Raw genomic sequence first — 22,829 nt, 5'->3', positions numbered from 1 at the left:
GGGCACCGGGCCGCCCCGACGGCCGCCGTCACGGCGTGCCGCGCACCGTCACATCAGGTCGCGCATCCGGCTGATCTCACTGGTCTGCTGGGCCACCACGTCGTCCGCCATCTCCTCCATACGGATGTTGTTGCCCTGCCCCTTCAGCTCGGTGGACATGGTGATCGCCCCCTGGTGATGCGTGATCATCAGGGTGAGGAAGAGCTGGTCGAAGGCCTTGCCGTCGGCCGCGCGCAACTGCTTGAGCTGGGCCTGTGTGGCCATTCCGGGCATCGTGGCGTGGTCGTGCCCGTGCCCGTCGTCCCGCTCCGCCTTGTCGTGGCTCTTCAGCCAGCCCTTCATCGCCTTGATCTCCGGCTGCTGCGCGGCGGCGATGCGCTCGGCCAGCTTGACGATCTTCGACGACTCGGCGCGGTCCGGCACCAGTTCGGTCATCTCCAGGGCCTGCGTGTGGTGCTGGATCATCATCCGCGCGTAGGACACGTCCGCCGCATTGGGGGAGTCGTCCTCGACGCGCTGCCGTTGGGCCTCCTCGGCCGACAGGGTCCGGTTGGCCTCCCCGGGCTCACCCGGCGCGATGACCGAAGGACCGGCGGCGGCGGTCGACTTGGTGTCGTCCGTGCCGGAGTCGCAGCCCACGAGCCCGAGTACGGCCAGAGCGGTCATCCCGGCCGCGACGAGGGACACGCGTGACGCACGGCGGTAGTGCACAAGGACCTCCTGTGGCAGGCGTATTGCGGAACACCTCGTGAGTGTCGACGACCGTCCTAGCACGCTTCCGCGCGTCAGTGATCAAAAAACTTCATTGCAAGTGTGTTGCCCCCTGTTGGTATGTGCATGTCCACGACGATACTGCCGGTGCGAAAACCGTTCCGACGTGAACGGAACCAGGGAGGAAAGCAGTGATCCTGTTGAGCGTTTCCCGAACCCGGCGCAGACGGCTGGGAGTTGCCGCGGCGGCCGGCGGACTGCTGGCCGCGCTGCTCACCGCCGCGCCGGCCGCGGCGATCCCCGACCCCGGGGACTCGCCGGCCGCCCAGAAGGAGGTCTCGCGCAGCGACCAGGCGGAGGCGCGCGCGGCCATCCGGAGCGGCGAGATACCCGCCCAGGACGAGGTCGTCCACTCCGACAACATCCGGCACGTGACCAACATCCCCAAGGACGCGCTGTCCGGCACCAACTCGGACCTGGCCTTCCAGGGCCGGTACGCCTTCGCCGGCAACTACGACGGCTTCCGCATCTTCGACATCAGCGACCCGAAGGCGCCGAAGACGGTGGCCCAGGTGCTGTGCCCCGGCTCGCAGAACGACATCTCCGTCTCCGGCGACCTGCTGTTCCTGTCCACCGACTCCTCGCGCAGCGACAGCAGTTGCAACAGCACCACCCAGCCGGCGACCGAGAAGTCCTCGTGGGAGGGCATGAAGGTCTTCGACATCAGCGACAAGCGGAATCCGCGTTACGTCGCCGCGGTCGAGACCGCCTGCGGCTCGCACACCCACACGCTGGTGCCCGAGCGCAAGAACGTCTACATCTACGTCTCCTCGTACTCGCCCAACGCGGCCTACCCCGACTGCCAGCCGCCGCACGACGGCATCTCGGTGATCAAGGTGCCGCGCAAGGCCCCGCACAAGGCGGCGCTGGTCGGCTTCCCGGTGCTGTTCCCGGGTGAGGGACCGGACGGCGGCGGCAACCCCGGCGGACCCACCAACCCGGGTGTCTCCAAGACCACCGGCTGCCACGACATCACCGTGCTGCCGTCGAAGGACCTGGCCGCCGGTGCCTGCATGGGCGACGGCATCCTGTTCTCCATCAAGGACCCGGAGCGTCCGCGGGTGATCGACCGGGTGCAGGACAACGTCAACTTCGCGTTCTGGCACTCGGCGACCTTCAACCAGAAGGCGAACAAGGTCGTCTTCACCGACGAGCTGGGCGGCGGTAGCGGCGCCACCTGCAACGCGGAGATCGGCCCGAACCGCGGCGCGGACGGCATCTACGACATCGTCGGCAAGGGCGACCGGCAGAAGCTGGTCTTCCGCAGCTACTTCAAGATCCCCCGCCACCAGGCGGACACCGAGAACTGCGTGGCCCACAACGGCTCGCTGATCCCGGTCAAGGGCAGGGACCTGATGGTCCAGGCCTGGTACCAGGGCGGCGTCTCCGTCTGGGACTTCACCGACTCCTCGAAGCCGAAGGAGATCGCCTACTTCGAGCGCGGCCCGCTCTCCACGGACCAGCTCGTCACCGGCGGTTCCTGGTCGGCGTACTACTACAACGGCTACGTCTACTCGAACGACATCGCCAAGGGCTTCGACGTCCTGAAGATCGACGACCGGCGTACGGACCCGGCCCGCCGGGTCCACCTGCGTGAGCTCAACACGCAGACCCAGCCGGACTACTTCGACTGAGCGTCCGGCTCCGTCGCGAAGAACCGGGCCATGTCCGCCCGGTCCTTCCCGCACGTCCCGCCGGGCGCCTCGGTGTCCGGCGGGACGCCCATCCCCCAGTCGAGCCGGTAGCGCTTGAACAGCTCCGCGCGCAGCACCGGGACCGGCATGGGCGCGCCCGGCATCAGGGCCGCGTACACGGCGCCCATCAACAGGGCGCGCAGCATCGGATAGTCCGCGTCGACGTCGTGGGAGCCGTGCCGGGCGACGGTGTCCCTCAGCAGCTCCGCCAGCCGCCGTTGCTCGGGGCAGGGCAGGAAACCCTCGGCCTGCAGCAGTCCGGCCATGTGCTGGCGCATCAGGACCGGCCGGTCCCGCGCCAGGCCCAGGATCGCGTCGATGGCCCGTGCCATCCGCTCCCGGCCGTCCTCGGTACGCGGCTCCCGCTCCAGGGCCTCCTCCAGGGTGCGGTGCATCAGCCGGTGCACGGCGGACTGCACGAGCTGGCGTTTTCCCGGGAAGTAGTACGACACCAGGCCCCGCGCGGAGCCCGCCCGGTCGGCGATGTCGCCCAGCGTCGTGGCCTCGTACCCGTGCTCGTCGACCAACTCCACGGCGGCGTGCAGGAGCCGCTCCTTCGAACGCCTCCGCAACTCTTCATTGACCAGGGCGCTGCGCGGGGACATGCTGGACTCCTGCGTTGACTGGCTACCAGCCAACTATACTCAGCGCGTCCGGAGAGGCCCCTTGGCGGGCCCCTGCGGAGTGCCGTTCACCTCGGGCGACGCGGGGGATCGTCCGAGGTGAACGGTCTTGTTCGCGGCGAAAGTGGCCTCGGGCCACCGGTTCGGGGACGCCTGGGCTCAGCGGCGCGCCGGACACCGCCGCCGGTGGACCGTCACGGCCGCCGTCACCAGCAGGGCGCCGAGCAGCCAGCCGCCCAGGACGTCCGTGGGCCAGTGGACGCCGAGCCAGACCCGGGTGAGACCGACGCCGGTCACCGAGAGGACCGCCACGGCCAGCGCCGTGCGCCACAGGACGCGGCCCGCACCGTGGCGGTGCAGCAGCCACAGCAGCAGACCGCAGACGACCGTCGCGGTCATGGCGTGTCCCGACGGGAACGCCGCGTAGTGCGCGGAGTCCACCGGATCGGGCCAGACCGGGCGGGCGCGGTCCAGCGCGGCCTTCAGCCCCTGCTGCACCACCGTCGCGACGGCGACCGTGAGCACCAGCCAGAGTGCCGACCAGGAGGCCGCGTACCGCCAGGCGAGCAGCGCCGCCGCCACACCGCACAGCACCCGCATCGTCCAGGGGTCCCAGACCCAGTCCGTCAGGATGCGGGACGTCTGCGTCAGCCCCCGCTCCTCGACCGCCCAGCGGTGAGTGGTGCGGGCGATGTCGGCGTCCAGTTCGAGCAGCGGGCGCCACTCGACGCCGACCAGTGTCAGCAGCAGCGCCGAGCACAGCGCCAGCACTCCGGTGGACAGGGCGACCGGGCGGTGCTCCGGTGGCCTGGGCGGGGATTCGGTGTGGGGGGTGTGCATGAGGCGATCCTCTCCGAACGCCCGCGTCCGGGGCCAGTGCCCCGTCTCCGCCGGCCTCTTCCGGGCTCGCGCCGGCCGGGCGCGCTTGCGGGGTGCCCTGTGTCGGTGTGGGCCGGGGGTGGGGTCGCGCGGCCCGGCGTTTGCGGGGCGCCTCCCCCCAGAGGGGGTACCCCCAGCCCACCCGTGCCGCCCTGCGGCACGACTGCCCGCGGGAACGGGAACGGGAACGGGGTGCGGAGTCGGGACGGGCTAGCCGAGCGCGTGCAGTCCCGGTACGAACGCCACCAGTACCGGGATCACCGGGACCAGTGACGCCACCGCCGTGAGCCGTAGGCGGTGTCCCGCGGTGAGTCGGTCCGGGGGAGTGAGCAGGCGGTGCACCCGGGCCGGGACGTGGGCCTGCGGGGCCGGGCAGGGGCCGCCGAACACCCCGCGGTGTTCGTTGAGTTCCACCAGCGCGAGGGCCGTGGTCAGCCGGCCGAAGCGGCGGGACGCCATGTCGTCGGCGGCGAGTTCGACCAGTCGGTGCATCTCGTCGCGGAACGCCGCGAACACCGGCACCTGCGGGAAACCGCCCGCCAGCGCGGAGGAGCAGTGCAGCAGCCAGTCGTGCCGGGCCTGCGCGTGCCCCCGCTCGTGGGCGAGGACGGCGTCCAGTTGCCTGCCCTTCAGCCGGCGCAACGCGGCCGTGGTGACGACCAGCCGGGGCGGGGTGCCGGGCAGCCACCAGGCGTCGGGCCGCTCGCCCTCCAGGACCACGAGCCGGTCGGAGTCCGGCCGCTCCCCGGGCAGCAGCGGTGCCCGCACCCGCAGTTCGGCGCGACGCGCCCGGCGCCGGGCGCGGGCCCGTACGACCTCCCGGACCAGCATCGCCGCGCTCCACAGCCCGCCGCACGCCAGCGCCGCCGCGGTGGTCTGCGCCCAGAGCCCCGCCGTACCGAGCGTGTACGCCTCCACGACCGCACGGGGCGCGGTGGCGAACACATGGCCGCCCACCGCCCGCCAGGCCGCCGCCGCGCTGAACGTCATCGACAGCGCGCAGCACAGCAGCACCGTCGCGATCACGCACTGCCACGCCCACAGCGCCACCACCGGTTCCCGGTCCGGCCAGTCGGCCCGGGCGAGCAGCCGGGGACCCATGACAGCGGTCAGGACGCCGAGCAGCAGCAGGGCCGCGGGGAGGATCATGCGTGCAGCCTATGAGCGCGGGCCGCCCGAGGACACGGGCGGGCGCACCGAAGTGACGCAGGCAACGGCCGCCGCCGCGCGGTGTGTTCCGCCCTCACATCGTCAGCAGCATCGCCACCATCGCGATCCCCATGGACAGCCGGCAGGCCCGCGCCAGCTCCGGCCGGTCACCCCAGCCCGCACCCCGGCCGCCCCCCGTCCCGGCGGCCGCGGGTACCAGTCGTACGCTGGTGGTGAGCACGTACGCGACGAAGTAGAGCAGCAGGACCCCGGTCAGCAGGGGGATGCCCGAGCCGCCGTGCCCGTGGCCCTGCCCCTGCCCGGCGGAGGCGGCCATGGTCACCGCCATGTACACCATCGCCCCGGCGCCGATCAGGTGGTGCAGATGGCGCGCGCCGGTGCGGGCCGCCCACAGCGCGTGCAGCCCGGCCGCGCCGAACACCACCGCGTAGGCCGGCCAGGCCCACACCGGCGGGGTGAACACCGCCGCGGGCACGGCCATCACGGCCATGCCGAAGCCCATGAGCGCCTCGCCGCCCGCGGCGCGGCGCTGCTCCACCACATGGCTGCGCATGCGCAGCAGACAGTAGGCGCCGGTCGCCGCGCAGAGCGCGACCAGCAGCCAGCCGGACGACACCGGTCCGTGCACCCGAACCTCCCCCTCGGCCCGCTCGACGGTCGGTCATGGCATGCCCGGTCCCGGCGACGGACACCCGAGCGCACGGGAGTGCGGGGGAGCGCCCGGGGGGAGTGCGGCGGACCCGCGCAGGTGTTTCACGAGTAAAACACCTGTTAATCTTGTTTTTCATGAGCAGTACGCCCCCCACCCCCACCGCCCCGCGGACGGCCCGGCGCCCCCCGCTCGCCGCCGCGCTGCGCCTCGGGCGGCCCTCCGACATCTGGTTCAAACCGGCCCTCAGCGTGGTCGCCTCGGTCGCGCCGCCCAGCCTGCTCCTGGTGGCCCTCGGCCGGCTCGACCTCGCGATGTACACCATGGCGGGGTCCCTGTGCGCCCTCTACGCCCACAACCGCCCGTACGCCGCCCGGGCCAGGGTGCTGGCGTGGGTGGTGCTCGGCATGCTCGGCGGCCTCGCCGTCTCCCTGGCCGCCGCCTCCCTCACCCGGAACGCCGTGGTCCTGGTCACCGTCGGCGCCGTCCTGGCCGCCGTGCAGAAGACGCTGTGCGACGCCACCCGCATCGGCCCGCCCGGCCATGTGATCCTCACCTTCGTCAGCTCCGCCTCGCTGTTCGTGCCGCAGACCTTCGGACAGGTCCCCGGCCATCTCGCGCTCGCCGCCGCGGCCGGTGCCTGGGCCTACCTGGTGGGCATGGCACCCGCGCCGCTGCGGCCGCACGGCCCCGAACGCCGCGCCACCGCCCAGGCACTGAACGCCGCCGCCGCGTACGCCGGGACCGGCGGCACCGGCGACGGTCACACCGGGGCCCGCGCCGCCGCCTACGCCGCCGTGCAGGCCGCCTGGCAGTCCCTGCTCTCCACCGGCGACCGGCCCTCCGCCACCCGTCGCGCCCTCGAACGGCTCGTCGTCCGCGCGGAGGTCGCGCTCGCCGCGCCCGCCGACGCCGACCCCGAACGCCTGCGCGCCTGGGCCGGCGCACTGCGCGGCACCGGCGCCGTCCCGCCCACCGACGACCCTCGCGCGGACGCCACCGAACTCCTCGGCGTGGCCGCCGAGCGCGCCACCCCGCCACGCCCCCTGTGGACCGGGCTCGGCCCGCTCACCCCGATCGCCGTCCGCACCGCCCTCGGCTGCGCCCTCGCCGGCTACGCCTCCCTCGCCCTCGGCACCGGCCGCCCCTACTGGGCCCTGGTCACCGCGGCCTCGCTCTACCAGGCCAACGTCACCCTCACCTGGAACCGGGCCGTCCAGCGCGTCGTCGGCAACCTCGCCGGCGTACTGCTCTTCGCCGCCCTCGTCCCCGTCGCCCACCTCGGCCCGCTCGCCCTCGTGCTCTGCTGCCTGCTGTGCAACTTCGGCGCCGAGGCGCTCATCGGCCGCAACTACTGGCTCGGCACCGTCTGCGTGACCCCGCTCGCGCTGCTCGTCACCGAGTTCGCCGGTTACCAGCGGCCCGGCGACCTGATCACCGAGCGCGCGGTGGACACCCTCGTCGGCGCCCTGGTCGGCTTCGCCGCCGCCGTGGCCGTCACCAACCGGCGGGCGGGCGACCGCGTGGAGCGGGCGCTCACCACGGCCGACCGCGCACGCGAACACGCCGCGCGCCTCCTGGCCGGGCCCCGGCCCGCCCCCGCCGTCCTGGACGCGGCCCGCCGCGACCTCGCCGCCGCCCTGGCCGACCTGCGGGCCGTCGCCGACGCCGCGTCCGGCGAGTGGTGGCAGCGCGCACCGGCCCAGGAGCGGGTCGTGCTCGCCGAGCAGTCGGGACACCGTACGCTCGCGGCGACGGTACGACGCCAGGGACTGCTCCCGGACCCCGGCACGGGCACGAACACGGAGGACGTACGGCCATGACGGCGACCGAAGGACCGGCGACGGCCGGCGGCGAGCAACCGGAGACGGCCGACGGGGACGCGCCCGGCCGCTCGCGGGGCGACACCGTCGCCGCCGTCGTCCGGCAGTGGCGGGCCGTCCACCCCGGCCTCGACACCGGCCCCATGGAGGTCATCGGCCGCATCAACCGCTGCGCCGCCCTCCTCCAGCAGGCGGAGGACGCCCCGCTGCGCCGCGCCGGACTGACCCGCCCGGAGTTCGACCTGCTGGGCGCGCTGCGCCGCACCGGCCACGAACTGACGCCCGGCGAGCTGGCCCGCGAGACCTTCTCCTCGGGCGCCGCCGTCACCAAACGCCTCAAGCAGCTCACCGAACGAGGACTGGTGGAACGCCGCGGCGACACCCGTGACCGCAGGGTCGCCCACGTCCGCCTCACCGACTCCGGACGCGACCTGGTCGACGGCATCCTGCCCGCGCAGCTCGCCTACGAGACCGCCGTGCTGTCCGGTCTGGACGGCCCGGAGCTCGGCGAGCTCGCCGCCCTGCTCGGCGAGCTGCTCGGCCAGCTGGAAGGACGCCTGGGCGCGCTGCGGGCGTGACGGCCGCGGGCCCGCCCCCGGCTCACCTCCCGTCCCTCCCGGCACGCCGAGCCCGGCCCCGGGCCCCGGCCATCCGGCACGGAACCGGCCGGGGCCGGGCGCATGCCGCCTAGATGCCCGGCCGGTGGCGCAGCGGGTGCTCGGCCGGGATCTCGACCAGCACGATCGGTGTGCCGTCCGGGTCGGCGATCCACATCTCCAGCAGGCCCCACGGCTCCAGCACCGGCGGACGGACGATGTCGACGCCCCCGGCCGCCAGTTCCTCGTGCGCGACCGCGATGTCCCCGACCTGGAGCCACAGCCGTACGTCCGGGGACGAGGGCGACGCCGGGGAGGGTTCCGCGCGGCCCGAGAGTTCCAGGAACCCCCCGCCGAGGAAGTAGACGGTGCCGCGTTCCGGTCCGGTGCCGAACTCGCGGTGGACGGCGAGGCCCAGCCGCTCCCCGTAGAAGGCGCGGGAGCGGTCGGGGTCGGTGGGGCGGAGCAGGACGCGGCTGCTCAGTACGTGCACCATGCGGCCGAGCGTAGTGGCCGGGTTAGTCTCGTTCCCGCCCGAGCCACGCCGGAAGGCGCCCAGGAGAACCGGAGACGTGCCCATGGAATCCGCCACCGACACCGCACTGACCTTCCGCGACGCGACCGACGCCGATGTGGACGCCCTCGTCGCGCTGATCCAGTCGGCGTACCGGGGCGAGTCCAGCAGGGCCGGGTGGACCACCGAGGCGGACATCCTCCAGGGGCAGCGGACCGACCCGGAGGGCGTGCTGGAGGTCATCAAGGCGCCGGACAGCAGGCTGCTCACGGTGGAGCGCGCCGGGCGCGTGGTCGCCTGCTGCCAGCTGGAACACCGCGGCGCGCACACCTACTTCGGGATGTTCGCGGTCAGCCCCGCCCTCCAGGGCGCCGGACTCGGCAGGAGGGTCATCGCGGAGGCGGAACGCCAGGCCCGTGGGACCTGGGGCGCGAGCGAGATGCACATGACGGTGATCTCCGTGCGGGAGGACCTGATCGCCTGGTACGAGCGGCGCGGCTACCGCCGTACGGGACGGATGACGCCCTTCCCGTACGGCGACGAGCGCTTCGGCATTCCGCAGCGGGACGACCTGGAGTTCGAGCTGCTGGTGAAGGAGCTGGTCTGACGGCTCACGCCGTGAAGCGGCCGGTGCGCTTGATCTCCGGGTAGTCGGTGGTGGCGCCGTCGAGTCCCAGGGCCTGTACCAGTCTGAGGTGGTCCTGGGTGTTCACCACCCAGCCGATGATCCGCAGCCCGGCCTTCCGCGCCTGCTCCACGGTCTCCAGGGTGAGCCGGCGGATGTTGAGACAGACGGCCGAGGCCCCGGCCGCGACCGCCCGCTCCACGATGCCGGTGTCGTACCGGCTCGCGATGAGCGCCGTACGGACGCCGGGCACCAGGCGGGCGATCTCCGCGATCGCCTCGTCGTGGAACGAGGACACCTCGACCCGCTCGGCCAGGTCCCGCCCGTTCATCACCTCGGCCAGGGCGCGGGCGGCCTGGACGTCCTTGATCTCGGCCTGGAGCGGCGCCCGGACGGCGTCGAGCACCTCCTCGAAGACGGGAACCCGCTCACCCCGCCCGGCGTCCAGGGCACGCAGCTCGGCGAGGGTCTTGTCGGCGATCGCGCCCGTGCCGTCCGTGGTGCGGTCCACCTCCGTGTCGTGCATGACGACGAGCGCGCCGTCCTTGCTCAGGTGCAGATCGAGTTCGATGACGTCGAGGCCCGCCTCCTGGGCGGCGACGAAGGACCGGAGGGTGTTCTCGGGCTCGACACCCATGACTCCGCGGTGACCGATGGTGAGGAAGTTCAAGATCCGACTCGCTTCCGTCGACGGCGGCGGGGGACCGCGTCCCTACGGCCCTCCTGGACCGTATCGCCTGTGCCCGCCGCGTCCAGAGGCTGAACCCGGATCGCAGACACCGTCGCCCAACCCGGTAGCACACAGGAAAAAATGCGGTGAAGCCCGGGGTGGGGCAGGATAATTTCCCGGGGTGCCCCTTGCTGGGAGAAACCCCGTATGTATACGGTCCTCTTACGCGAGGTTCTCCTGTGGAGGATGGGACATGACGGAAATTCTTGTGCAGGTGGGTGCCGAGGGACAGGTTCCTCCGGCGACCAGGGTGGTGGAGCACCCGGCATGGCCCGTGCTCAAGGATGCCGTTGAGCGGATCCGACCCTGGCAGTCCAAGGACGGTTCGATCGACTTCGACGCCGACGGGGCCCCGGACCGTGCCGACGCCGAGCGCGCGGTGCGCGCCGTGACCGGTGCCGTCGAGGAGCTCTCCCCGCTGCTCCCGCACGACCGCGCCTACCACGAGGCCCTGGCCAAGGACCTGGTCCGCTGGGCCGAGGGCGGCTTCGAGGTGCCCGACTTCCTCGACTCGCTGCTGGCCTTCCAGCCGGCCGCGAACCGCGTGGACGGCCTCCAGCACCTGGTGGTCTTCCCGATGTACACCCAGAACGGCAACCCCGACCGCAACCTCGAGGCGGTCGTACTGCGCATGGTCTGGCCCGACTGGCTGGCCGAACTGGAGCGCACCCGCTACGACAACCCGCTGTTCTGCGGCATCACCTTCGAGGACTTCACCGCGGGCTACGACACCAACTCCGCGGTCCTCTTCCCCGAGACCATCGCCGTGCGCGAGGCCCCCGAGCGCTTCACCTGGGGCGGCATCTTCTGCGACCGCGAGGCCGCCCGCTTCCGGCGGGTCACCGAGGCCGCGGTCGACGTCCTGGGCCTGGAGCTGCCCGAGGACGTCGCCGCGATGGTGCACGACCAGAAGCGCTGCGAAGAGGCGTTCGTGCTCTGGGACATGGTCCACGACCGCACCCACAGCCACGGCGACCTGCCGTTCGACCCGTTCATGATCAAGCAGCGCCAGCCGTTCTGGATGTACGGCCTGGAGGAGCTGCGCTGCGACCTCACCGCCTTCAAGGAGGCCGTGAAGCTGGCCGGCGACGGCGTCCCGCAGGCCCGTGACGTCCAGGTCGCGGTGCTCTTCGACCGGATGTTCCGCTTCCCCGTCACCGGCGAGCGGGTCCGCAACTACGACGGCCTCGGCGGCCAGCTCCTCTTCGCCTACCTGCACAAGCACGACGTCGTCCGCTGGACCGACAACAAGCTCTCCATCGACTGGGAGCGCGCCCCGCGGGTCACCAACCAGCTGTGCGCCGAGATCGAGACGCTGTACCGCGACGGCATCGACCGTCCCAAGCTCGTCCACTGGTTCGCCGGGTACGAGCTGGTCTCCGCCTACCTCTCCCCGCACCCGGGCTCCACGTGGGCCAAGGGCCCCGACGCCCTCGACCTGACGCAGCCGCCGCGCAAACTCGTCGACGACGTGCTTCCGGACGAGTTTCCGCTGAGCATGTTCTATGAGGCACTGTCCAAGAAGCTGAAGAACGTGATCGCGTCCACTCGGGGCATCACGGCGGACGGTGCCGAGCGGGTCGCCGCGTGAGCGATCGCCGGACCACAACTGCTCAGGAGGCGGGAACCATGGGGAACGGGGCGCTCGACGGTGCGGTGATCGCGGTGGCCGGAGCGGGGGGACCCGCGGGCCGGGCCGCACTGCTCAGGCTGGCCGAGGCGGGGGCGACCGTCGTCGGCTCGGACAACGACCCGGAGCGGTTGGCGGAGGCCGTGGACGCGGCGCGCTACGCGCACGGCGGCGCCACCGTCACCGGTGACACGGTCGACCTGCTCGACCTGGACTCCACCCGCGAGTGGGCCGCCCGGGTCGAGAAGGAGTTCGGCCGGGTCGACGGACTGGTCCACCTCGTCGGCGGCTGGCGCGGCAGCGAGACCTTCACCAAGACGAGCCTGGACGACTGGGACTTCCTGGAGTTGCTGCTGGTGCGCACCGTGCAGCACACCTCGCTCGCCTTCCACGAGGCGCTCCAGCGCAGCGACCGCGGCCGGTACGTGCTGATCAGCGCGGCCGGGGCGACCAGGCCCACCGCGGGCAACGCCGCGTACGCCGCTGGCAAGGCCGCCGCCGAGGCGTGGACGCTCGCCATGGCCGACTACTTCCGCAAGGCCGGGGGCGAACGGGGGCCGACGTCGGCGGCTGCGATCCTGGTGGTGAAGGCGCTGGTGCACGACGCGATGCGCGCCGACCGCCCCAACGCGAAGTTCGCGGGCTTCACGGACGTCAAGGACCTCGCCGAGGCCATCGTCGGCGTCTGGGACAAGCCCGCCGCGGAAGTGAACGGAAACCGTCTGTGGCTGACCGAGAAGCCGTGAACCCGCCGAGGACCGACGCGCGTCGTCATCACGACCCGGACGTCCGCGGTTTCGCCAGCGACAACTACGCCGGGGTCCACCCGGAGGTGCTCGCCGCCCTGGCCCTCGCCAACGGCGGGCACCAGGTCGCGTACGGCGAGGACGCGTACACCGAGAACCTCCAGCAGGTGATCCGCAGCCATTTCGGCCCCACCGCAGAGGCGTTCCCGGTGTTCAACGGCACCGGTGCCAACGTCGTCGCGCTCCAGGCGGTCACCGACCGCTGGGGCGCGGTGATCTGCGCCGAGAGCGCCCACATCAACGTGGACGAGGGCGGTGCCCCGGAGCGGGTCGGCGGTATCAAGCTGCTCACCGTGCCCACCCCGGACGGCAAGCTCACCCCCGAGCTGATCGACCGGCAGGCGTACGGCTGGGACGACGAGCACCGCGCGATGCCCCAGGTGGTCTCCATAGCCCAGACCACCGAGCTGGGCACGGTGTACACCCCGGACGAGATCCGCGCCATCTGCGAGCACGCCCACGCGCACGGCATGAAGGTGCACGTCGACGGCTCCCGGCTGGCCAACGCCGCCGCCACGCTGGACGTGCCGCTGCGCACCTTCACCAACGCGGTCGGCGTCGACCTGCTCTCGCTGGGCGGCACCAAGAACGGCGCCCTGTTCGGTGAGGCGGTCGTGGTGCTGAACCCGGACGGCATCCGGCACCTGAAGCACCTGCGCAAGCTGTCCATGCAGCTCGCGTCCAAGATGCGTTTCGTCTCGGTGCAGCTGGAGGCCCTGCTCGCCCGTGACCTGTGGCTGCGCAGTGCCCGGCACGCAAACGAGATGGCCCAGCGCCTGGCCGAGGGCGTGCGCGCCGTGCACGGCGTGGAGATCCTCTACCCGGTGCAGGCCAACGCGGTTTTCGCGCGGCTGCCGCACGACGTGAGTGAACGCCTGCAGAAGCGGTTCCGCTTCTACTTCTGGGACGAGGCGGCCGGCGACGTCCGCTGGATGTGCGCCTTCGACACCACCGAGGACGACGTGGACATGTTCGTGGCCGCGCTCAAAGAGGAGATGGCCCGCTAGCGCTGTATGCATAGGTATGCGGCTGACCGGAAGTGCATTGACTGTCGGTCGGCCGCGTACTTATGCTCTGACGGCATGCAGCTGATCCAGGAAAACCCGGACCTCTCCTCCTATCTGGCCGCCGACGAGACGATCGACCATCACCATCCGCTGGTCCGCGAGACGGCGGCACGGCTTGCCGCCGGAGTGGCCGACTCGTATGAATATGCGCGGGTGGCCTTCGAGTTCGTGCGCGACACCATCCCGCACTCCCAGGACTCCGGCGATCCCCGGGTCACCTGGCGCGCCTCCGACGTCCTGGAGCAGCGCACCGGCGTCTGCTACGCCAAGGCCCACGCGCTGGCCGCGCTGCTGCGGGCCGAGGACATCCCGACCGCGCTGTGCTACCAGAACCTCGGCGTCGTGCACGGCCTGGTCGCCGTGCGGTTCCGCGGTACCTGGCACCGGCAGGACCCGCGGGGCAACAAGCCCGGGGTGGACGCGCGGTTCTCCCTGGACGGCGAGCGGCTGGCCTTCGCTCCCGATCCGGCGTCCGGCGAGACCGACCACCCGGTCCTGTACGCCGCGCCGCACCCGGTCGTACTGAACGCCCTGAGGTCCGCCCCCGACCGCCCGCACCTGTGGCGGACGCTCCCCACCGCGCTCGGAGACGAGGGCAGCCCGCCGTAGCCGCCGTAGCCGCGGGCAGTCGTGCCGCTGGGGCGATGGGGGAGGGCGGGCGCAGCGGCACCCGGCAAGCGCCGGTGAGCGGTGTTGGTGCGGGCCGGGGGGAGTAGCGCAGCCCGGCGCTCACGGGGTGCCGTCGCGCCCGCCCTCCCCCACTCTCGGCTTCGCTCGAGCGGGGGGACCCCCATCGCCCTGCGGCACGACTGCCCGCGGAGGGCGGCAGCGGTCGGTCCGCGGAGGGCGGGTGTGTGGCGCGGCTGGCCGCGGTGGCGTCAGCGCGCCTCGGCCTCGCGGACCTGCTCCGGGGTCGGGGCCGTGCCGCCGAGGTGGGCCGGCATCCACCAGGTGTCGTCCGGGTCCTTGGGGCGCACCGGATAGGCCCGCTGCGCCGCCTCCAGCAGCTCCTGCACGCGCTCGCGCAGCTGCCGGGTGAGCGCGCCCGCGTACTTGTCCCTGGACGCCTCGATCGCCTCGCCCACGCGGATGGTGATCGGGGTGTGGCTGCGCCCGAAGTTGCGCGGGTGTCCCTTCGTCCACAGCCGCTGCGTGCCCCACAACGCCATCGGGACCAGCGGCACGCCGGCCTCCTGGGCCAGGCGCGCGGCACCCGACTTGAAGCTCTTCAGCGTGAACGACTGGGAGATCGTCGCCTCCGGGAAGACGCCCACGATCTCCCCCGACCGCAGCGACCGCAGCGCGTGCTCGTACGCCGCCTCGCCCCGCTCGCGGTCCACCGGGATGTGCTTCATGCCGCGCATCAGCGGACCGGAGATCCGGTGCCGGAAGACGGACTCCTTCGCCATGAAACGGACGAGCCGCTTCTGGGGGAGCGCCGCCAGGCCGTTGAAGACGAAGTCCAGGTAGCTGATGTGATTGCTCACCAGCACGGCGCCGCCCGAGCGCGGTATGTTCTCCGACCCCTGGCAGTCGATCTTGAGGTCCCACGCCTTGAACAAGGTGCGGGCGAAACCGACGACGGGCCGGTAGACGAGTTCTGCCATGGGCGGGTTGGAACCCTTTCCTTCTCTGCCTGGGAAGGAGGCTCCCAGTCGAAGTTACGCAGCCGTAGGTTTTACGGCTTGTCGCAGATGGTGCCCGAAGAACGGCCGGTGAACCAGCCCTGGTGCCCGTCGTCGGCGAGATTCTCGTCACGTCCCCCCTTGATCCACCTCGGACTTTGTGCGTACGGGCGGGAATGCCCGCGCTCCCGGCGGTGCTGGACATCGTCGACGGGTGATCCGTGAGAGGAGTGCGCGAGTGCGGGACGGGGACGACGGAGGACGGCCCGGCATGCCGGAACCGTGGGCCGGGCCGGAGGCCGGACTGGGGGAGCGCGCCACCCTGGTGCAGTTCTCCAGCGCCTTCTGCGCGCCCTGCCGGGCGACCCGGAGGGTGCTCGCCGAGGTGGCCGCGCTGGTGCCGGGTGTGGCCCACGTGGAGATCGACGCCGAGGCCCGTCTGGACCTCGTACGCCGTCTGGGGATAGTGAAGACGCCGACGGTGCTGGTCCTCGACGCGGCCGGCCGGATCGTACGGCGCGCGACCGGACAGCCGCGCAAGGCCGATGTGATCGCCGCGCTCGGGGAGGCCGTGTGAGGGCCGGCCGGGCCGTGGTGAGGCATCTCCCACATCACGGGAGCGACTTGACTGTGCGTGCCACCCGTCGTCAGCCTGACCCCATGCCTTCGGAACCCCTTCGCCTCCGGCCGGTACCCGGCCGCCCGGCGGTCGCCGCCCGCGCCGCGCGTGTGCGCCGGCCGGGCCGGTGAGCGGCCGCGAACCCGTTCGTCACCTCCCGCAGAAGGACGGTTTCATGACGGCCACGTCCGGCCCGGGCACCGCCCGGCCCGCCTCGCCCGAGCTGTTGCGCTCCGTCTTCCGCAGGCACGCGGCGGGCGTCGCCGTGATCACCGCGCGCGGTCACCGCGGACCGGTCGGCTTCACCGCCACCTCCCTCGCCTCCGTCTCCGCCGAGCCCCCGATGCTCTCCTTCGGCATCGGTACCGGGAGCTCCAGCTGGCCGGCGATCGCGACGGGCGGCCACGTCGGTGTGCACGTCCTCGGGGAGCACCAGCGGGAGCTGGCGGAGACCTTCGCGCGCAGCGGCGCCGACCGCTTCGGTCCGGCCACCGCCTGGCAGGAGGGGCCGAAGGGGGTTCCGGTGCTGGACGACGTCCCGGCCTGGATGGTGTGCGAGGTGGTGGCCCGGGTGCCCGCCGGGGACCACCGGATCGTGATCGCCGAGGTCCTGCTCGGCGACCCCGCCGGCCGCGGCCGTCCGCTCCTCTACCACCAGGGACGTTTCAACGGCCTGCGCGACTGAGGCGGGGTTCCCCCCTGGTCGCGGACCCGTCGAGTTCCGGTTACGCTGCGTTGCGAAGGTCACAGTTCAAAGCGCTTGCTTAGCGGGAAAGAACTGGGTGTACTGACGAGTAATATTTCGGTCGGAGCGCGGGCCGCCCCGGCCGGGACCGCCCGCTTCAGGCGCCTATGCTGCCTGTGCAGGCAGGCAGCCAGAAATGACGATGCAGTAGGAGAGCCGGCGTGAGCTTGAGGATCGTTGTCACCGTGAAGTACGTGCCCGACGCCACCGGCGACCGGCACTTCGCCGATGACCTGACCGTCGACCGTGACGACGTGGACGGTCTGCTCTCCGAACTGGACGAGTACGCGGTCGAGCAGGCGCTGCAGATCTCGGAGAACTCCGACGACGACGTGGAGATCACCGTTCTGACGGTGGGCCCCGAGGACGCCAAGGACGCCCTGCGCAAGGCGCTGTCCATGGGTGCGGACAAGGCGATCCACGTCGAGGACGACGACCTGCACGGCACCGACGCCATCGGCACCTCCCTGGTCCTGGCCAAGGCGATCGAGAAGGCCGGCTACGACCTGGTCGTCTCCGGCATGGCCTCCACCGACGGCACCATGGGCGTCGTACCGGCGCTGCTGGCGGAGCGTCTGGGCGTGCCGCAGGTGACCCTGCTGTCCGAGGTGTCCGTCGAGGACGGCACGGTCAAGGGCCGCCGCGACGGCGACACCGCCTCCGAGCGGCTCGAGGCCTCCCTGCCGGCCGTCGTGTCGGTCACCGACCAGTCGGGCGAGGCCCGTTACCCGTCCTTCAAGGGCATCATGGCGGCCAAGAAGAAGCCGGTGGAGTCCTGGGGCCTGTCCGACCTCGACATCGACGAGGACGAGGTCGGCCTGGAGGGTGCCTACACGGTCGTCGAGTCGGCGGCCGAGCGTCCGGCCCGCACCGCCGGCACGATCGTCAAGGACGAGGGCGAGGGCGGCAAGCAGCTCGCCGAGTTCCTCGCGAGCCAGAAGTTCGTCTGAGCCACGAGGCTCAACTCGCTTCCCGCCCCTCACACTTCGCAAGCAGGAGAGAAGAAGTCCCATGGCTGAAGTTCTCGTCTACGTCGACCACGTGGACGGTGCCGTCCGCAAGCCCACCCTGGAGCTGCTGACCCTGGCCCGCCGCATCGGCGAGCCCGTCGCCGTCGCGCTGGGCAACGGGGCCGGTGACACCGCCGCCGCGCTCGCCGAGCACGGTGCGGTGAAGGTCCTCACCGACGAGGCCGCCGAGTACGCCGACTACCTGGTGGTCCCGAAGGTGGACGCGCTGCAGGCCGCCGTCGAGGCCGTCTCCCCGGCCGCCGTCCTGGTCCCCTCCTCCGCCGAGGGCAAGGAGATCGCCGCCCGCCTGGCGCTGCGTCTCGGTTCGGGCGTCATCACCGACGCCGTCGACCTGGAGGCCGGCGACGAGGGCCCGGTGGCCACCCAGTCGGTGTTCGCCGCCAGTTACACCACCAAGTCCCGTGTCTCCAAGGGCACCCCGGTCATCACGGTCAAGCCGAACTCGGCCGCCGTGGAGGCCGCCCCGGCCGCGGGCACCGTCGAGGCCCTGTCGGTGACCTTCTCCGCGCAGGCGACCGGCACCAAGGTCACCGGCCGCACGCCGCGCGAGTCGACGGGCCGTCCGGAGCTGACCGAGGCCGCGATCGTGGTCTCCGGTGGCCGCGGTGTCAACGGCGCGGAGAACTTCGCGATCATCGAGGCGCTCGCCGACTCGCTCGGCGCGGCCGTCGGTGCCTCGCGTGCCGCGGTGGACGCGGGCTGGTACCCGCACACCAACCAGGTCGGCCAGACCGGCAAGTCGGTCTCGCCGCAGCTCTACATCGCCTCCGGCATCTCCGGCGCGATCCAGCACCGCGCCGGCATGCAGACCTCGAAGACCATCGTGGCCATCAACAAGGACGCCGAGGCCCCGATCTTCGACCTGGTCGACTACGGCGTCGTCGGCGACCTGTTCGACGTCGTGCCGCAGCTCACCGAGGAGATCAAGACCCGCAAGGGCTGATCACCCCGAGCCGTACGAGGCCCCCGCGACCGCTCCGGTCGCGGGGGCCTCGGCGTGTCACCACCGGGGAAGAGCCCCCGGGCCGGCCCGGGGGCGGTGCTGTACTGGAGAACGGAAGCGCTCCGGCACGGGCGAACGGTGCCGGACGGGCGTGAGCGTGAGGAGGCGGGGGAGCGGACCGGCTCGCAGGACGGGTGTTGACCGGGGGAGGGAGGCCCGATAACTTCATTCAACGGATTGTTGATTCCGTATCGCGGAATTCGGGAGGGTATGGGATGGGCCAGGGGCGGCAGGAGCGGGTGGCGACGAGTCTCGCGGGCACCGTCACCGAGGAGATCGGCGCCTCCCTCGCACCGGTCGACGCCGAACTGGAGCGCCGCTACCCCGGAGACCCCGGCACCCGTCAGCCCGTCCACACCGTCTATGTCCCCGGTGACGTCTTCGCCGCCGACACCCTCCGCACCTGGGGCGACCGGGCCATCGCCGCGCTCGACGAACACGCTCCGGACGCCGCCTCCTTCGCCGCCGTCCTCGGGCTGGACGGCGCACTGGCCGAGGACGTGTACGGCCGCGTCCGCGCCAAACTGGAGCGCGAACCGGTCGAAGACCTGCGCGTCGACTTCGAGGACGGCTACGGCAGGCGTCCCGACGCCCAGGAGGACGAGGCCGCGGCCCGCGCGGCCCGGCTGATCGCCGAGGCGTACGCGGCCGGCACCGCGGCCCCGTACACGGGCATCCGCGTGAAGTGCATGGAGGCCGCCGTCCGCGACCGGGGCATCCGCACCCTCGACATCTTCCTCACCGGCCTCATGGAGGCCGGCGGCCTGCCGGACGGGCTGGTCCTGACCCTGCCCAAGGTCACGTATCCCGAGCAGGTCACCGCCATGGCCCGCCTCCTCGGTGCCTTCGAGGAGACGCGCGGCCTCGAACCCGGCCAGATCGGCTTCGAGATCCAGATCGAGACCAGCCAGGCCGTCCTCGCCGCCGACGGCACCGCCACCGTCGCCCGCATGATCCAGGCCGCCGGGGGCCGCGTCACCGGGCTGCACTACGGCACCTTCGACTACAGCGCCTGCCTCGGTGTCTCCGCCGCGCACCAGGCGAGCGACCACCCGGCCGCCGACCACGCCAAGGCCGTCATGCAGGTCGCCGCCGCGGGCACCGGCGTACGCGTCTCGGACGGCTCCACCAACGTGCTGCCCGTCGGCCCCACGGAGCGGGTCCACGACGCCTGGCGGCTGCACTACGGCCTCACCCGCCGCGCCCTCGCCCGCGCCTACTACCAGGGCTGGGACATGCACCCCGGCCACCTCCCCACCCGCTACGCGGCCGTCTTCGCCTTCTACCGCGAGGGCTTCACGCAGGCCGCCGCCCGCCTCGCCCGGTACGCCGACCGGGCCGGCGGCGACATCATGGACGAGCCCGCCACCGCCAAGGCCCTCGCCGGATACCTGCTGCGCGGCCTGGACTGCGGCGCCCTGGACGCCGCCGAGGTGGAGCGCCCGACCTCGCTGTCCCGCGCCGACCTGGAGGTCCTCGCGCGGTAGTCCAGGTCGCACCCGCTTGCCTCGCCTATCGAATTTCGATAATTTTCCATCGTGATTCGATTCAAGGAGGGGCGATGGGACGGCTGACCGTGCTCGCGTTGCGCGCCGTGATGGTGACGCTGCTGGCGGGTTCCCTGGGGATCCAGGCGGTGATGGTGCCGCTGATGGCGAGCGACCTCGAAGGGCTGGACGCGGAGTACTCGTACCTGCGCGTCCCGTTCCTCCTCGTCGTGGTCCTCGGCGTCGTGACGGCCCAGGTCGTCCTGGTCTGCGTCTGGCGGCTGGTGACGATGGTGCGGCGCGGGACCGTCTTCTCCCACGCCGCCTTCCGCTACGTGCACACCGTCATCGGCGCGTTCGTCGCCGCGGCGCTGCTGGTGTTCGCGCTCGGAGCGCTCCTCGCGCCCGGCGAGGCCGTGGCCCCCGGCATCGTGGCACTGCTGGGCGGGGCCGGTCTGGCGATCCTGGGCATCGCCCTGGTCGTACTCGTCCTGAGGATGCTGCTGGCGCAGGCCGTCGCGCGCGACGTCGAGGCGTCGCGGATGCGGGCCGAACTGGCCGAGGTGATCTGATGCCGATCGCCGTCGACATCGACGTGATGCTGGCCAAGCGGAAAATGTCCGTGGGCGAACTCGCCGAACGCGTCGGCATCACACCGGCCAATCTGGCGGTGCTCAAGAACGGCCGCGCCAAGGCGGTGCGCTTCACGACCCTCGCCGCGCTCTGCGACGTGCTCGAGTGCCAGCCGGGCGACCTGCTGCGCTGGGAACCCGACGACACCCGGCCCTGACCCGTCACCCGTGCCCCCGCCTCGGCAGCGGCGCCGGTGACGCGCCGGTGCCAGGACGTCCGTACCGCTCGGACCCCGCATACCGCTCCAGGCCGCAGACCGTCACCAGCCTCTCCTCGGCGAACAGCCGGGTGCCCCGCGCGCACAGCCGGAGGTCGGCGCGGGCCCGCGCGCAGAACTCCTCGGGGGAGGCGCCGAACAGCTCCCGCAGTCCGGGCACGTGCGCGAGCAGATCGGTGAGCAGCGCCCGCTGGCCCGGATGGGCGCGCGGGACACCGGTGCCGTCGTGCAGCACACCGTGGCGGTTCACGTACGCGTACGCGCCGGGGAGCACGGAGCCGTCGGCGAGTTCGACGCGCACATCGGGTGCGGGCAGCCAGGCACGGTGGAAGTTGCCGTCCGGCCGCGGTGCGCCCTCGCTCGCGTCGACCACCGCGAGCTGCCGGGCGTCGAGCCAGAGGACGAACAGCTCCCGCACCGTCCCCGGGGCGCGGACCGGCGAGTGGGACACATAGCCCATACGGCTGACGTGCGCCGAGACACCGATGCCGACGCCCGTCACCCGCGTCCGCACCATCGGCACCGGTGTGATGATCCCGGACTCGGCCATCTTGTGCCGCAGCTGACCGGGACAGGCGTTGGAGCCGACCGCGAGCACGGGCGCGCGGTCCTCGTACACCAGGCGGTCCAGCGGCAGCAGCCGGTCCCCGTCGAGCAGCCCCGAATCCCGCGGCCAGGCGCCCGGATACAGCAGCGGGTGCTCGCGCGGGGCCTTCTCCAGCCCCAGCGCCCGCAGGGTGCGGTCCTCCTCCGACGGCACCGCCCGCTCAGTCCGCCGGGGGCAGCTCGCCGGAGCCGCGGGTGATCAGGCGGGTGGGGAGCTCGATGCGCTCCGGGGTGAGCAGGGTGCCGTCCAGCTGGCGGAACAGCCGCTCGGCCGCGGTCCGGCCGAGAGCCGCCGCGTCCTGGGCGACGACCGTGAGACCGGGCTGGAGCAGGTCGGCGAGTTCGATGTCGTCGAAGCCGACCAGGGCGACCCGGCGGGTGTGCCCGGCCAGTACCCGGATCACGGTGACCGTCACCCGGTTGTTGCCCGTGAAGATCGCAGTGACCGGGTCCGGTCCCGAGAGCATCTCCTCGGCCGCCCGGCGCACCCGCTCCGGGTCGGTGATGCCCAGCGACATCCAGGAGTCCACCACCGTTATCCCCGCGTCCTCCATGGCGGTCCGGTAGCCGCGCAGCCGCTCGGCCGCGGTGTGGATGCGGGGCATGTCGCCGATGAAGCCGATCCTGCGGTGACCGTGCGCGATCAGGTGGCTCACGCCGTCGTGGGCGCCGCCGTAGTTGTCCGACACGACGACGTCCGCGTCGATGTGCCCGGCCGGACGGTCCACGAAGACGGTGGCGACGCCCGCCTTGATCTCCGGCTCCAGATAGCGGTGGTCGTCCCCGGCCGGGATCACCACCAGACCGTCCACCCGCCGGGCGCACAGCGCCAGCACCAGTTCCTGCTCGCGGTCGGCGTCCTCCGCGCTGGAGCCGTTGATCAGCAGGGCGCCGTGCGCGCGGGCCACCTCCTCGACCGCCCGGCTCAGCGGCCCGTAGAACGGGTCCGCGAGATCCTCCAGGACCAGACCGATGCTGGCGGTGCGGCCCTTGCGCAGCACGCGGGCGCTGTCGTTGCGGCGGAAGGCGAGCGCGTCGATCGCCTCCTGGACACGGCGCTCCGTCTCCGGTGTGACACCGGGCTCGCCGTTGACCACGCGGGAGACCGTCTTGAGCCCGACGCCGGCACGCGCGGCCACGTCCTTCATCGTCGGACGGTTGCCGTAACGGGTCCCTGGGATGCGGTCGGTGCGGCGGGTCGTCTCCGGCACGGTGCGGTGTCCTGTCCTGTCGGCCACGGGGATGAGTAGGTCCATGGGCTTGTATGAGGATGTGGCGTCGAGCAT

25 protein-coding genes are annotated in these 22,829 nt (G+C 72.3%); 15 read left to right on the top strand and 10 right to left on the bottom strand.

The features are described from left to right. Positions 1-48 precede the first annotated feature (48 nt). Positions 49-666 carry a DUF305 domain-containing protein gene (locus tag ACF1DX_RS17005; RefSeq protein ID WP_391792141.1) on the bottom strand — a complete coding sequence of 206 codons (618 nt, stop codon included), beginning with the start codon at positions 664-666 and terminating at the stop codon, positions 49-51. A gap of 236 nt (positions 667-902) precedes the next feature. On the opposite strand from ACF1DX_RS17005, the gene ACF1DX_RS17000 reads away from it, so the two are divergent. Beyond that, positions 903-2,405 carry an LVIVD repeat-containing protein gene (locus ACF1DX_RS17000; protein WP_391791950.1) on the top strand — a complete coding sequence of 501 codons (1,503 nt, stop codon included), beginning with the start codon at positions 903-905 and terminating at the stop codon, positions 2,403-2,405. On the opposite strand, the gene ACF1DX_RS16995 is transcribed toward ACF1DX_RS17000, so the two are convergent. The 4 genes from ACF1DX_RS16995 to ACF1DX_RS16980 form a co-directional block, all read right to left on the bottom strand. Then, complete coding sequence (locus ACF1DX_RS16995; protein WP_391791949.1) at positions 2,393-3,070, bottom strand: TetR/AcrR family transcriptional regulator; 678 nt, start codon at positions 3,068-3,070, stop codon at positions 2,393-2,395. The genes ACF1DX_RS17000 and ACF1DX_RS16995 overlap by 13 nt on opposite strands. Before the next feature lie 177 nt (positions 3,071-3,247). Then, positions 3,248-3,928, bottom strand: coding sequence for a phosphatase PAP2 family protein (locus ACF1DX_RS16990; protein ID WP_391791948.1), 681 nt, complete (start codon positions 3,926-3,928; stop codon positions 3,248-3,250). Positions 3,929-4,177: 249 nt separating this feature from the next. Beyond that, the gene (locus tag ACF1DX_RS16985; protein ID WP_391791947.1) at positions 4,178-5,116 is read right to left on the bottom strand and encodes a M56 family metallopeptidase; all 939 of its coding nucleotides are present in this window, start codon (positions 5,114-5,116) and stop codon (positions 4,178-4,180) included. A 94-nt stretch (positions 5,117-5,210) separates the two neighbouring features. Continuing rightward, positions 5,211-5,765 (bottom strand): DUF5134 domain-containing protein, encoded by a 555-nt coding sequence (locus ACF1DX_RS16980; RefSeq protein ID WP_391791946.1) that lies wholly within the window; start codon positions 5,763-5,765, stop codon positions 5,211-5,213. A 158-nt stretch (positions 5,766-5,923) separates the two neighbouring features. Here ACF1DX_RS16980 and ACF1DX_RS16975 point away from each other — a divergent pair, with 158 nt between their 5' ends. Both ACF1DX_RS16975 and ACF1DX_RS16970 read left to right on the top strand, forming a co-directional pair. After that, on the top strand, positions 5,924-7,609 hold the full coding sequence (locus ACF1DX_RS16975) for an FUSC family protein (RefSeq protein ID WP_391791945.1): 1,686 nt from the start codon (positions 5,924-5,926) through the stop codon (positions 7,607-7,609). Beyond that, positions 7,606-8,187, top strand: coding sequence for a MarR family winged helix-turn-helix transcriptional regulator (locus tag ACF1DX_RS16970; RefSeq protein WP_391791944.1), 582 nt, complete (start codon positions 7,606-7,608; stop codon positions 8,185-8,187). Before ACF1DX_RS16975 ends, ACF1DX_RS16970 begins: the two co-directional genes overlap by 4 nt. Before the next feature lie 109 nt (positions 8,188-8,296). On the opposite strand, the gene ACF1DX_RS16965 is transcribed toward ACF1DX_RS16970, so the two are convergent. Then, a complete protein-coding gene (locus tag ACF1DX_RS16965) occupies positions 8,297-8,701 on the bottom strand; it encodes a VOC family protein (protein ID WP_391791943.1) in 405 nt (134 codons plus the stop codon). A gap of 82 nt (positions 8,702-8,783) precedes the next feature. Here ACF1DX_RS16965 and ACF1DX_RS16960 point away from each other — a divergent pair, with 82 nt between their 5' ends. Next, entirely contained in the window at positions 8,784-9,326 is a 543-nt protein-coding gene (locus tag ACF1DX_RS16960) for a GNAT family N-acetyltransferase (protein WP_391792140.1), read from the top strand. Positions 9,327-9,330: 4 nt separating this feature from the next. On the opposite strand, the gene ACF1DX_RS16955 is transcribed toward ACF1DX_RS16960, so the two are convergent. Beyond that, positions 9,331-10,014, bottom strand: a complete 684-nt coding sequence (locus tag ACF1DX_RS16955) for a glycerophosphodiester phosphodiesterase (RefSeq protein ID WP_391791942.1) — start codon at positions 10,012-10,014, stop codon at positions 9,331-9,333. Positions 10,015-10,267: 253 nt separating this feature from the next. Here ACF1DX_RS16955 and ACF1DX_RS16950 point away from each other — a divergent pair, with 253 nt between their 5' ends. The 4 genes from ACF1DX_RS16950 (at position 10,268) to ACF1DX_RS16935 (ending at position 14,186) form a co-directional block, all read left to right on the top strand. Continuing rightward, the gene (locus tag ACF1DX_RS16950) at positions 10,268-11,665 is read left to right on the top strand and encodes a DUF6421 family protein (RefSeq protein ID WP_391791941.1); all 1,398 of its coding nucleotides are present in this window, start codon (positions 10,268-10,270) and stop codon (positions 11,663-11,665) included. Between the two features lie 38 nt (positions 11,666-11,703). After that, positions 11,704-12,450: an SDR family NAD(P)-dependent oxidoreductase gene (locus ACF1DX_RS16945; protein WP_391791940.1), complete on the top strand. Its 747-nt coding sequence runs from the start codon at positions 11,704-11,706 to the stop codon at positions 12,448-12,450. Then, positions 12,447-13,517, top strand: coding sequence for a threonine aldolase family protein (locus ACF1DX_RS16940; RefSeq protein WP_383340934.1), 1,071 nt, complete (start codon positions 12,447-12,449; stop codon positions 13,515-13,517). Before ACF1DX_RS16945 ends, ACF1DX_RS16940 begins: the two co-directional genes overlap by 4 nt. 75 nt (positions 13,518-13,592) lie before the next feature. Then, entirely contained in the window at positions 13,593-14,186 is a 594-nt protein-coding gene (locus tag ACF1DX_RS16935) for a transglutaminase domain-containing protein (RefSeq protein WP_391791939.1), read from the top strand. Positions 14,187-14,455: 269 nt separating this feature from the next. Here ACF1DX_RS16935 and ACF1DX_RS16930 read toward each other — a convergent pair whose 3' ends face one another. After that, positions 14,456-15,184, bottom strand: a complete 729-nt coding sequence (locus ACF1DX_RS16930) for a lysophospholipid acyltransferase family protein (RefSeq protein WP_391791938.1) — start codon at positions 15,182-15,184, stop codon at positions 14,456-14,458. 289 nt (positions 15,185-15,473) lie between these two features. Between ACF1DX_RS16930 and ACF1DX_RS16925 the strand changes: the two genes are divergently transcribed. The 7 genes from ACF1DX_RS16925 to ACF1DX_RS16895 all read left to right on the top strand — a co-directional run bounded on the left by ACF1DX_RS16925 (position 15,474) and on the right by ACF1DX_RS16895 (position 20,877). Continuing rightward, on the top strand, positions 15,474-15,779 hold the full coding sequence (locus tag ACF1DX_RS16925) for a TlpA family protein disulfide reductase (RefSeq protein WP_391791937.1): 306 nt from the start codon (positions 15,474-15,476) through the stop codon (positions 15,777-15,779). Positions 15,780-15,996: 217 nt separating this feature from the next. Then, entirely contained in the window at positions 15,997-16,506 is a 510-nt protein-coding gene (locus ACF1DX_RS16920; RefSeq protein WP_391791936.1) for a flavin reductase family protein, read from the top strand. 221 nt (positions 16,507-16,727) lie between these two features. Further along, the gene (locus tag ACF1DX_RS16915) at positions 16,728-17,516 is read left to right on the top strand and encodes an electron transfer flavoprotein subunit beta/FixA family protein (RefSeq protein ID WP_391791935.1); all 789 of its coding nucleotides are present in this window, start codon (positions 16,728-16,730) and stop codon (positions 17,514-17,516) included. 61 nt (positions 17,517-17,577) lie between these two features. Next, on the top strand, positions 17,578-18,540 hold the full coding sequence (locus tag ACF1DX_RS16910) for an electron transfer flavoprotein subunit alpha/FixB family protein (protein WP_391791934.1): 963 nt from the start codon (positions 17,578-17,580) through the stop codon (positions 18,538-18,540). Between the two features lie 275 nt (positions 18,541-18,815). Next, the gene (locus ACF1DX_RS16905; protein WP_391791933.1) at positions 18,816-20,087 is read left to right on the top strand and encodes a DUF6986 family protein; all 1,272 of its coding nucleotides are present in this window, start codon (positions 18,816-18,818) and stop codon (positions 20,085-20,087) included. A gap of 74 nt (positions 20,088-20,161) precedes the next feature. After that, on the top strand, positions 20,162-20,659 hold the full coding sequence (locus ACF1DX_RS16900; RefSeq protein ID WP_391791932.1) for a DUF2975 domain-containing protein: 498 nt from the start codon (positions 20,162-20,164) through the stop codon (positions 20,657-20,659). After that, on the top strand, positions 20,659-20,877 hold the full coding sequence (locus tag ACF1DX_RS16895; RefSeq protein WP_030865797.1) for a helix-turn-helix transcriptional regulator: 219 nt from the start codon (positions 20,659-20,661) through the stop codon (positions 20,875-20,877). The genes ACF1DX_RS16900 and ACF1DX_RS16895 overlap by 1 nt, the downstream gene beginning before the upstream one ends. Before the next feature lie 4 nt (positions 20,878-20,881). Here ACF1DX_RS16895 and ACF1DX_RS16890 read toward each other — a convergent pair whose 3' ends face one another. Both ACF1DX_RS16890 and ACF1DX_RS16885 read right to left on the bottom strand, forming a co-directional pair. After that, positions 20,882-21,697: a hypothetical protein gene (locus ACF1DX_RS16890; RefSeq protein ID WP_391791931.1), complete on the bottom strand. Its 816-nt coding sequence runs from the start codon at positions 21,695-21,697 to the stop codon at positions 20,882-20,884. 7 nt (positions 21,698-21,704) lie between these two features. Then, positions 21,705-22,799, bottom strand: coding sequence for a LacI family DNA-binding transcriptional regulator (locus tag ACF1DX_RS16885; RefSeq protein ID WP_391791930.1), 1,095 nt, complete (start codon positions 22,797-22,799; stop codon positions 21,705-21,707). Positions 22,800-22,829 lie beyond the last annotated feature (30 nt).

The organism is Streptomyces sp. NPDC014676 (genome assembly GCF_043084105.1).
GTDB lineage: Bacteria > Actinomycetota > Actinomycetes > Streptomycetales > Streptomycetaceae > Streptomyces.
Note: the sequence above shows the minus strand (reverse complement) of the source record. Positions and strands in the feature narration are given on the sequence as shown.

What these genes read in the sequence shown, in the direction of transcription:
- ACF1DX_RS16920 (WP_391791936.1), top strand. Translation starts at nt 15,997, where the DNA reads ATGACGGCCACGTCCGGCCCGGGCACCGCCCGGCCCGCCTCGCCCGAG.
- ACF1DX_RS16895 (WP_030865797.1), top strand. Translation starts at nt 20,659, where the DNA reads ATGCCGATCGCCGTCGACATCGACGTGATGCTGGCCAAGCGGAAAATG.
- ACF1DX_RS16900 (WP_391791932.1), top strand. Translation starts at nt 20,162, where the DNA reads ATGGGACGGCTGACCGTGCTCGCGTTGCGCGCCGTGATGGTGACGCTG.
- ACF1DX_RS16905 (WP_391791933.1), top strand. Translation starts at nt 18,816, where the DNA reads ATGGGCCAGGGGCGGCAGGAGCGGGTGGCGACGAGTCTCGCGGGCACC.
- ACF1DX_RS16975 (WP_391791945.1), top strand. Translation starts at nt 5,924, where the DNA reads ATGAGCAGTACGCCCCCCACCCCCACCGCCCCGCGGACGGCCCGGCGC.
- ACF1DX_RS16960 (WP_391792140.1), top strand. Translation starts at nt 8,784, where the DNA reads ATGGAATCCGCCACCGACACCGCACTGACCTTCCGCGACGCGACCGAC.
- ACF1DX_RS16965 (WP_391791943.1), bottom strand. Translation starts at nt 8,701, where the DNA reads ATGGTGCACGTACTGAGCAGCCGCGTCCTGCTCCGCCCCACCGACCCC.
- ACF1DX_RS16990 (WP_391791948.1), bottom strand. Translation starts at nt 3,928, where the DNA reads ATGCACACCCCCCACACCGAATCCCCGCCCAGGCCACCGGAGCACCGC.
- ACF1DX_RS16995 (WP_391791949.1), bottom strand. Translation starts at nt 3,070, where the DNA reads ATGTCCCCGCGCAGCGCCCTGGTCAATGAAGAGTTGCGGAGGCGTTCG.
- ACF1DX_RS16985 (WP_391791947.1), bottom strand. Translation starts at nt 5,116, where the DNA reads ATGATCCTCCCCGCGGCCCTGCTGCTGCTCGGCGTCCTGACCGCTGTC.
- ACF1DX_RS16930 (WP_391791938.1), bottom strand. Translation starts at nt 15,184, where the DNA reads ATGGCAGAACTCGTCTACCGGCCCGTCGTCGGTTTCGCCCGCACCTTG.
- ACF1DX_RS16935 (WP_391791939.1), top strand. Translation starts at nt 13,593, where the DNA reads ATGCAGCTGATCCAGGAAAACCCGGACCTCTCCTCCTATCTGGCCGCC.
- ACF1DX_RS16945 (WP_391791940.1), top strand. Translation starts at nt 11,704, where the DNA reads ATGGGGAACGGGGCGCTCGACGGTGCGGTGATCGCGGTGGCCGGAGCG.
- ACF1DX_RS16885 (WP_391791930.1), bottom strand. Translation starts at nt 22,799, where the DNA reads ATGGACCTACTCATCCCCGTGGCCGACAGGACAGGACACCGCACCGTG.
- ACF1DX_RS16970 (WP_391791944.1), top strand. Translation starts at nt 7,606, where the DNA reads ATGACGGCGACCGAAGGACCGGCGACGGCCGGCGGCGAGCAACCGGAG.
- ACF1DX_RS16910 (WP_391791934.1), top strand. Translation starts at nt 17,578, where the DNA reads ATGGCTGAAGTTCTCGTCTACGTCGACCACGTGGACGGTGCCGTCCGC.
- ACF1DX_RS16925 (WP_391791937.1), top strand. Translation starts at nt 15,474, where the DNA reads ATGCCGGAACCGTGGGCCGGGCCGGAGGCCGGACTGGGGGAGCGCGCC.
- ACF1DX_RS17005 (WP_391792141.1), bottom strand. Translation starts at nt 666, where the DNA reads ATGACCGCTCTGGCCGTACTCGGGCTCGTGGGCTGCGACTCCGGCACG.
- ACF1DX_RS16950 (WP_391791941.1), top strand. Translation starts at nt 10,268, where the DNA reads ATGACGGAAATTCTTGTGCAGGTGGGTGCCGAGGGACAGGTTCCTCCG.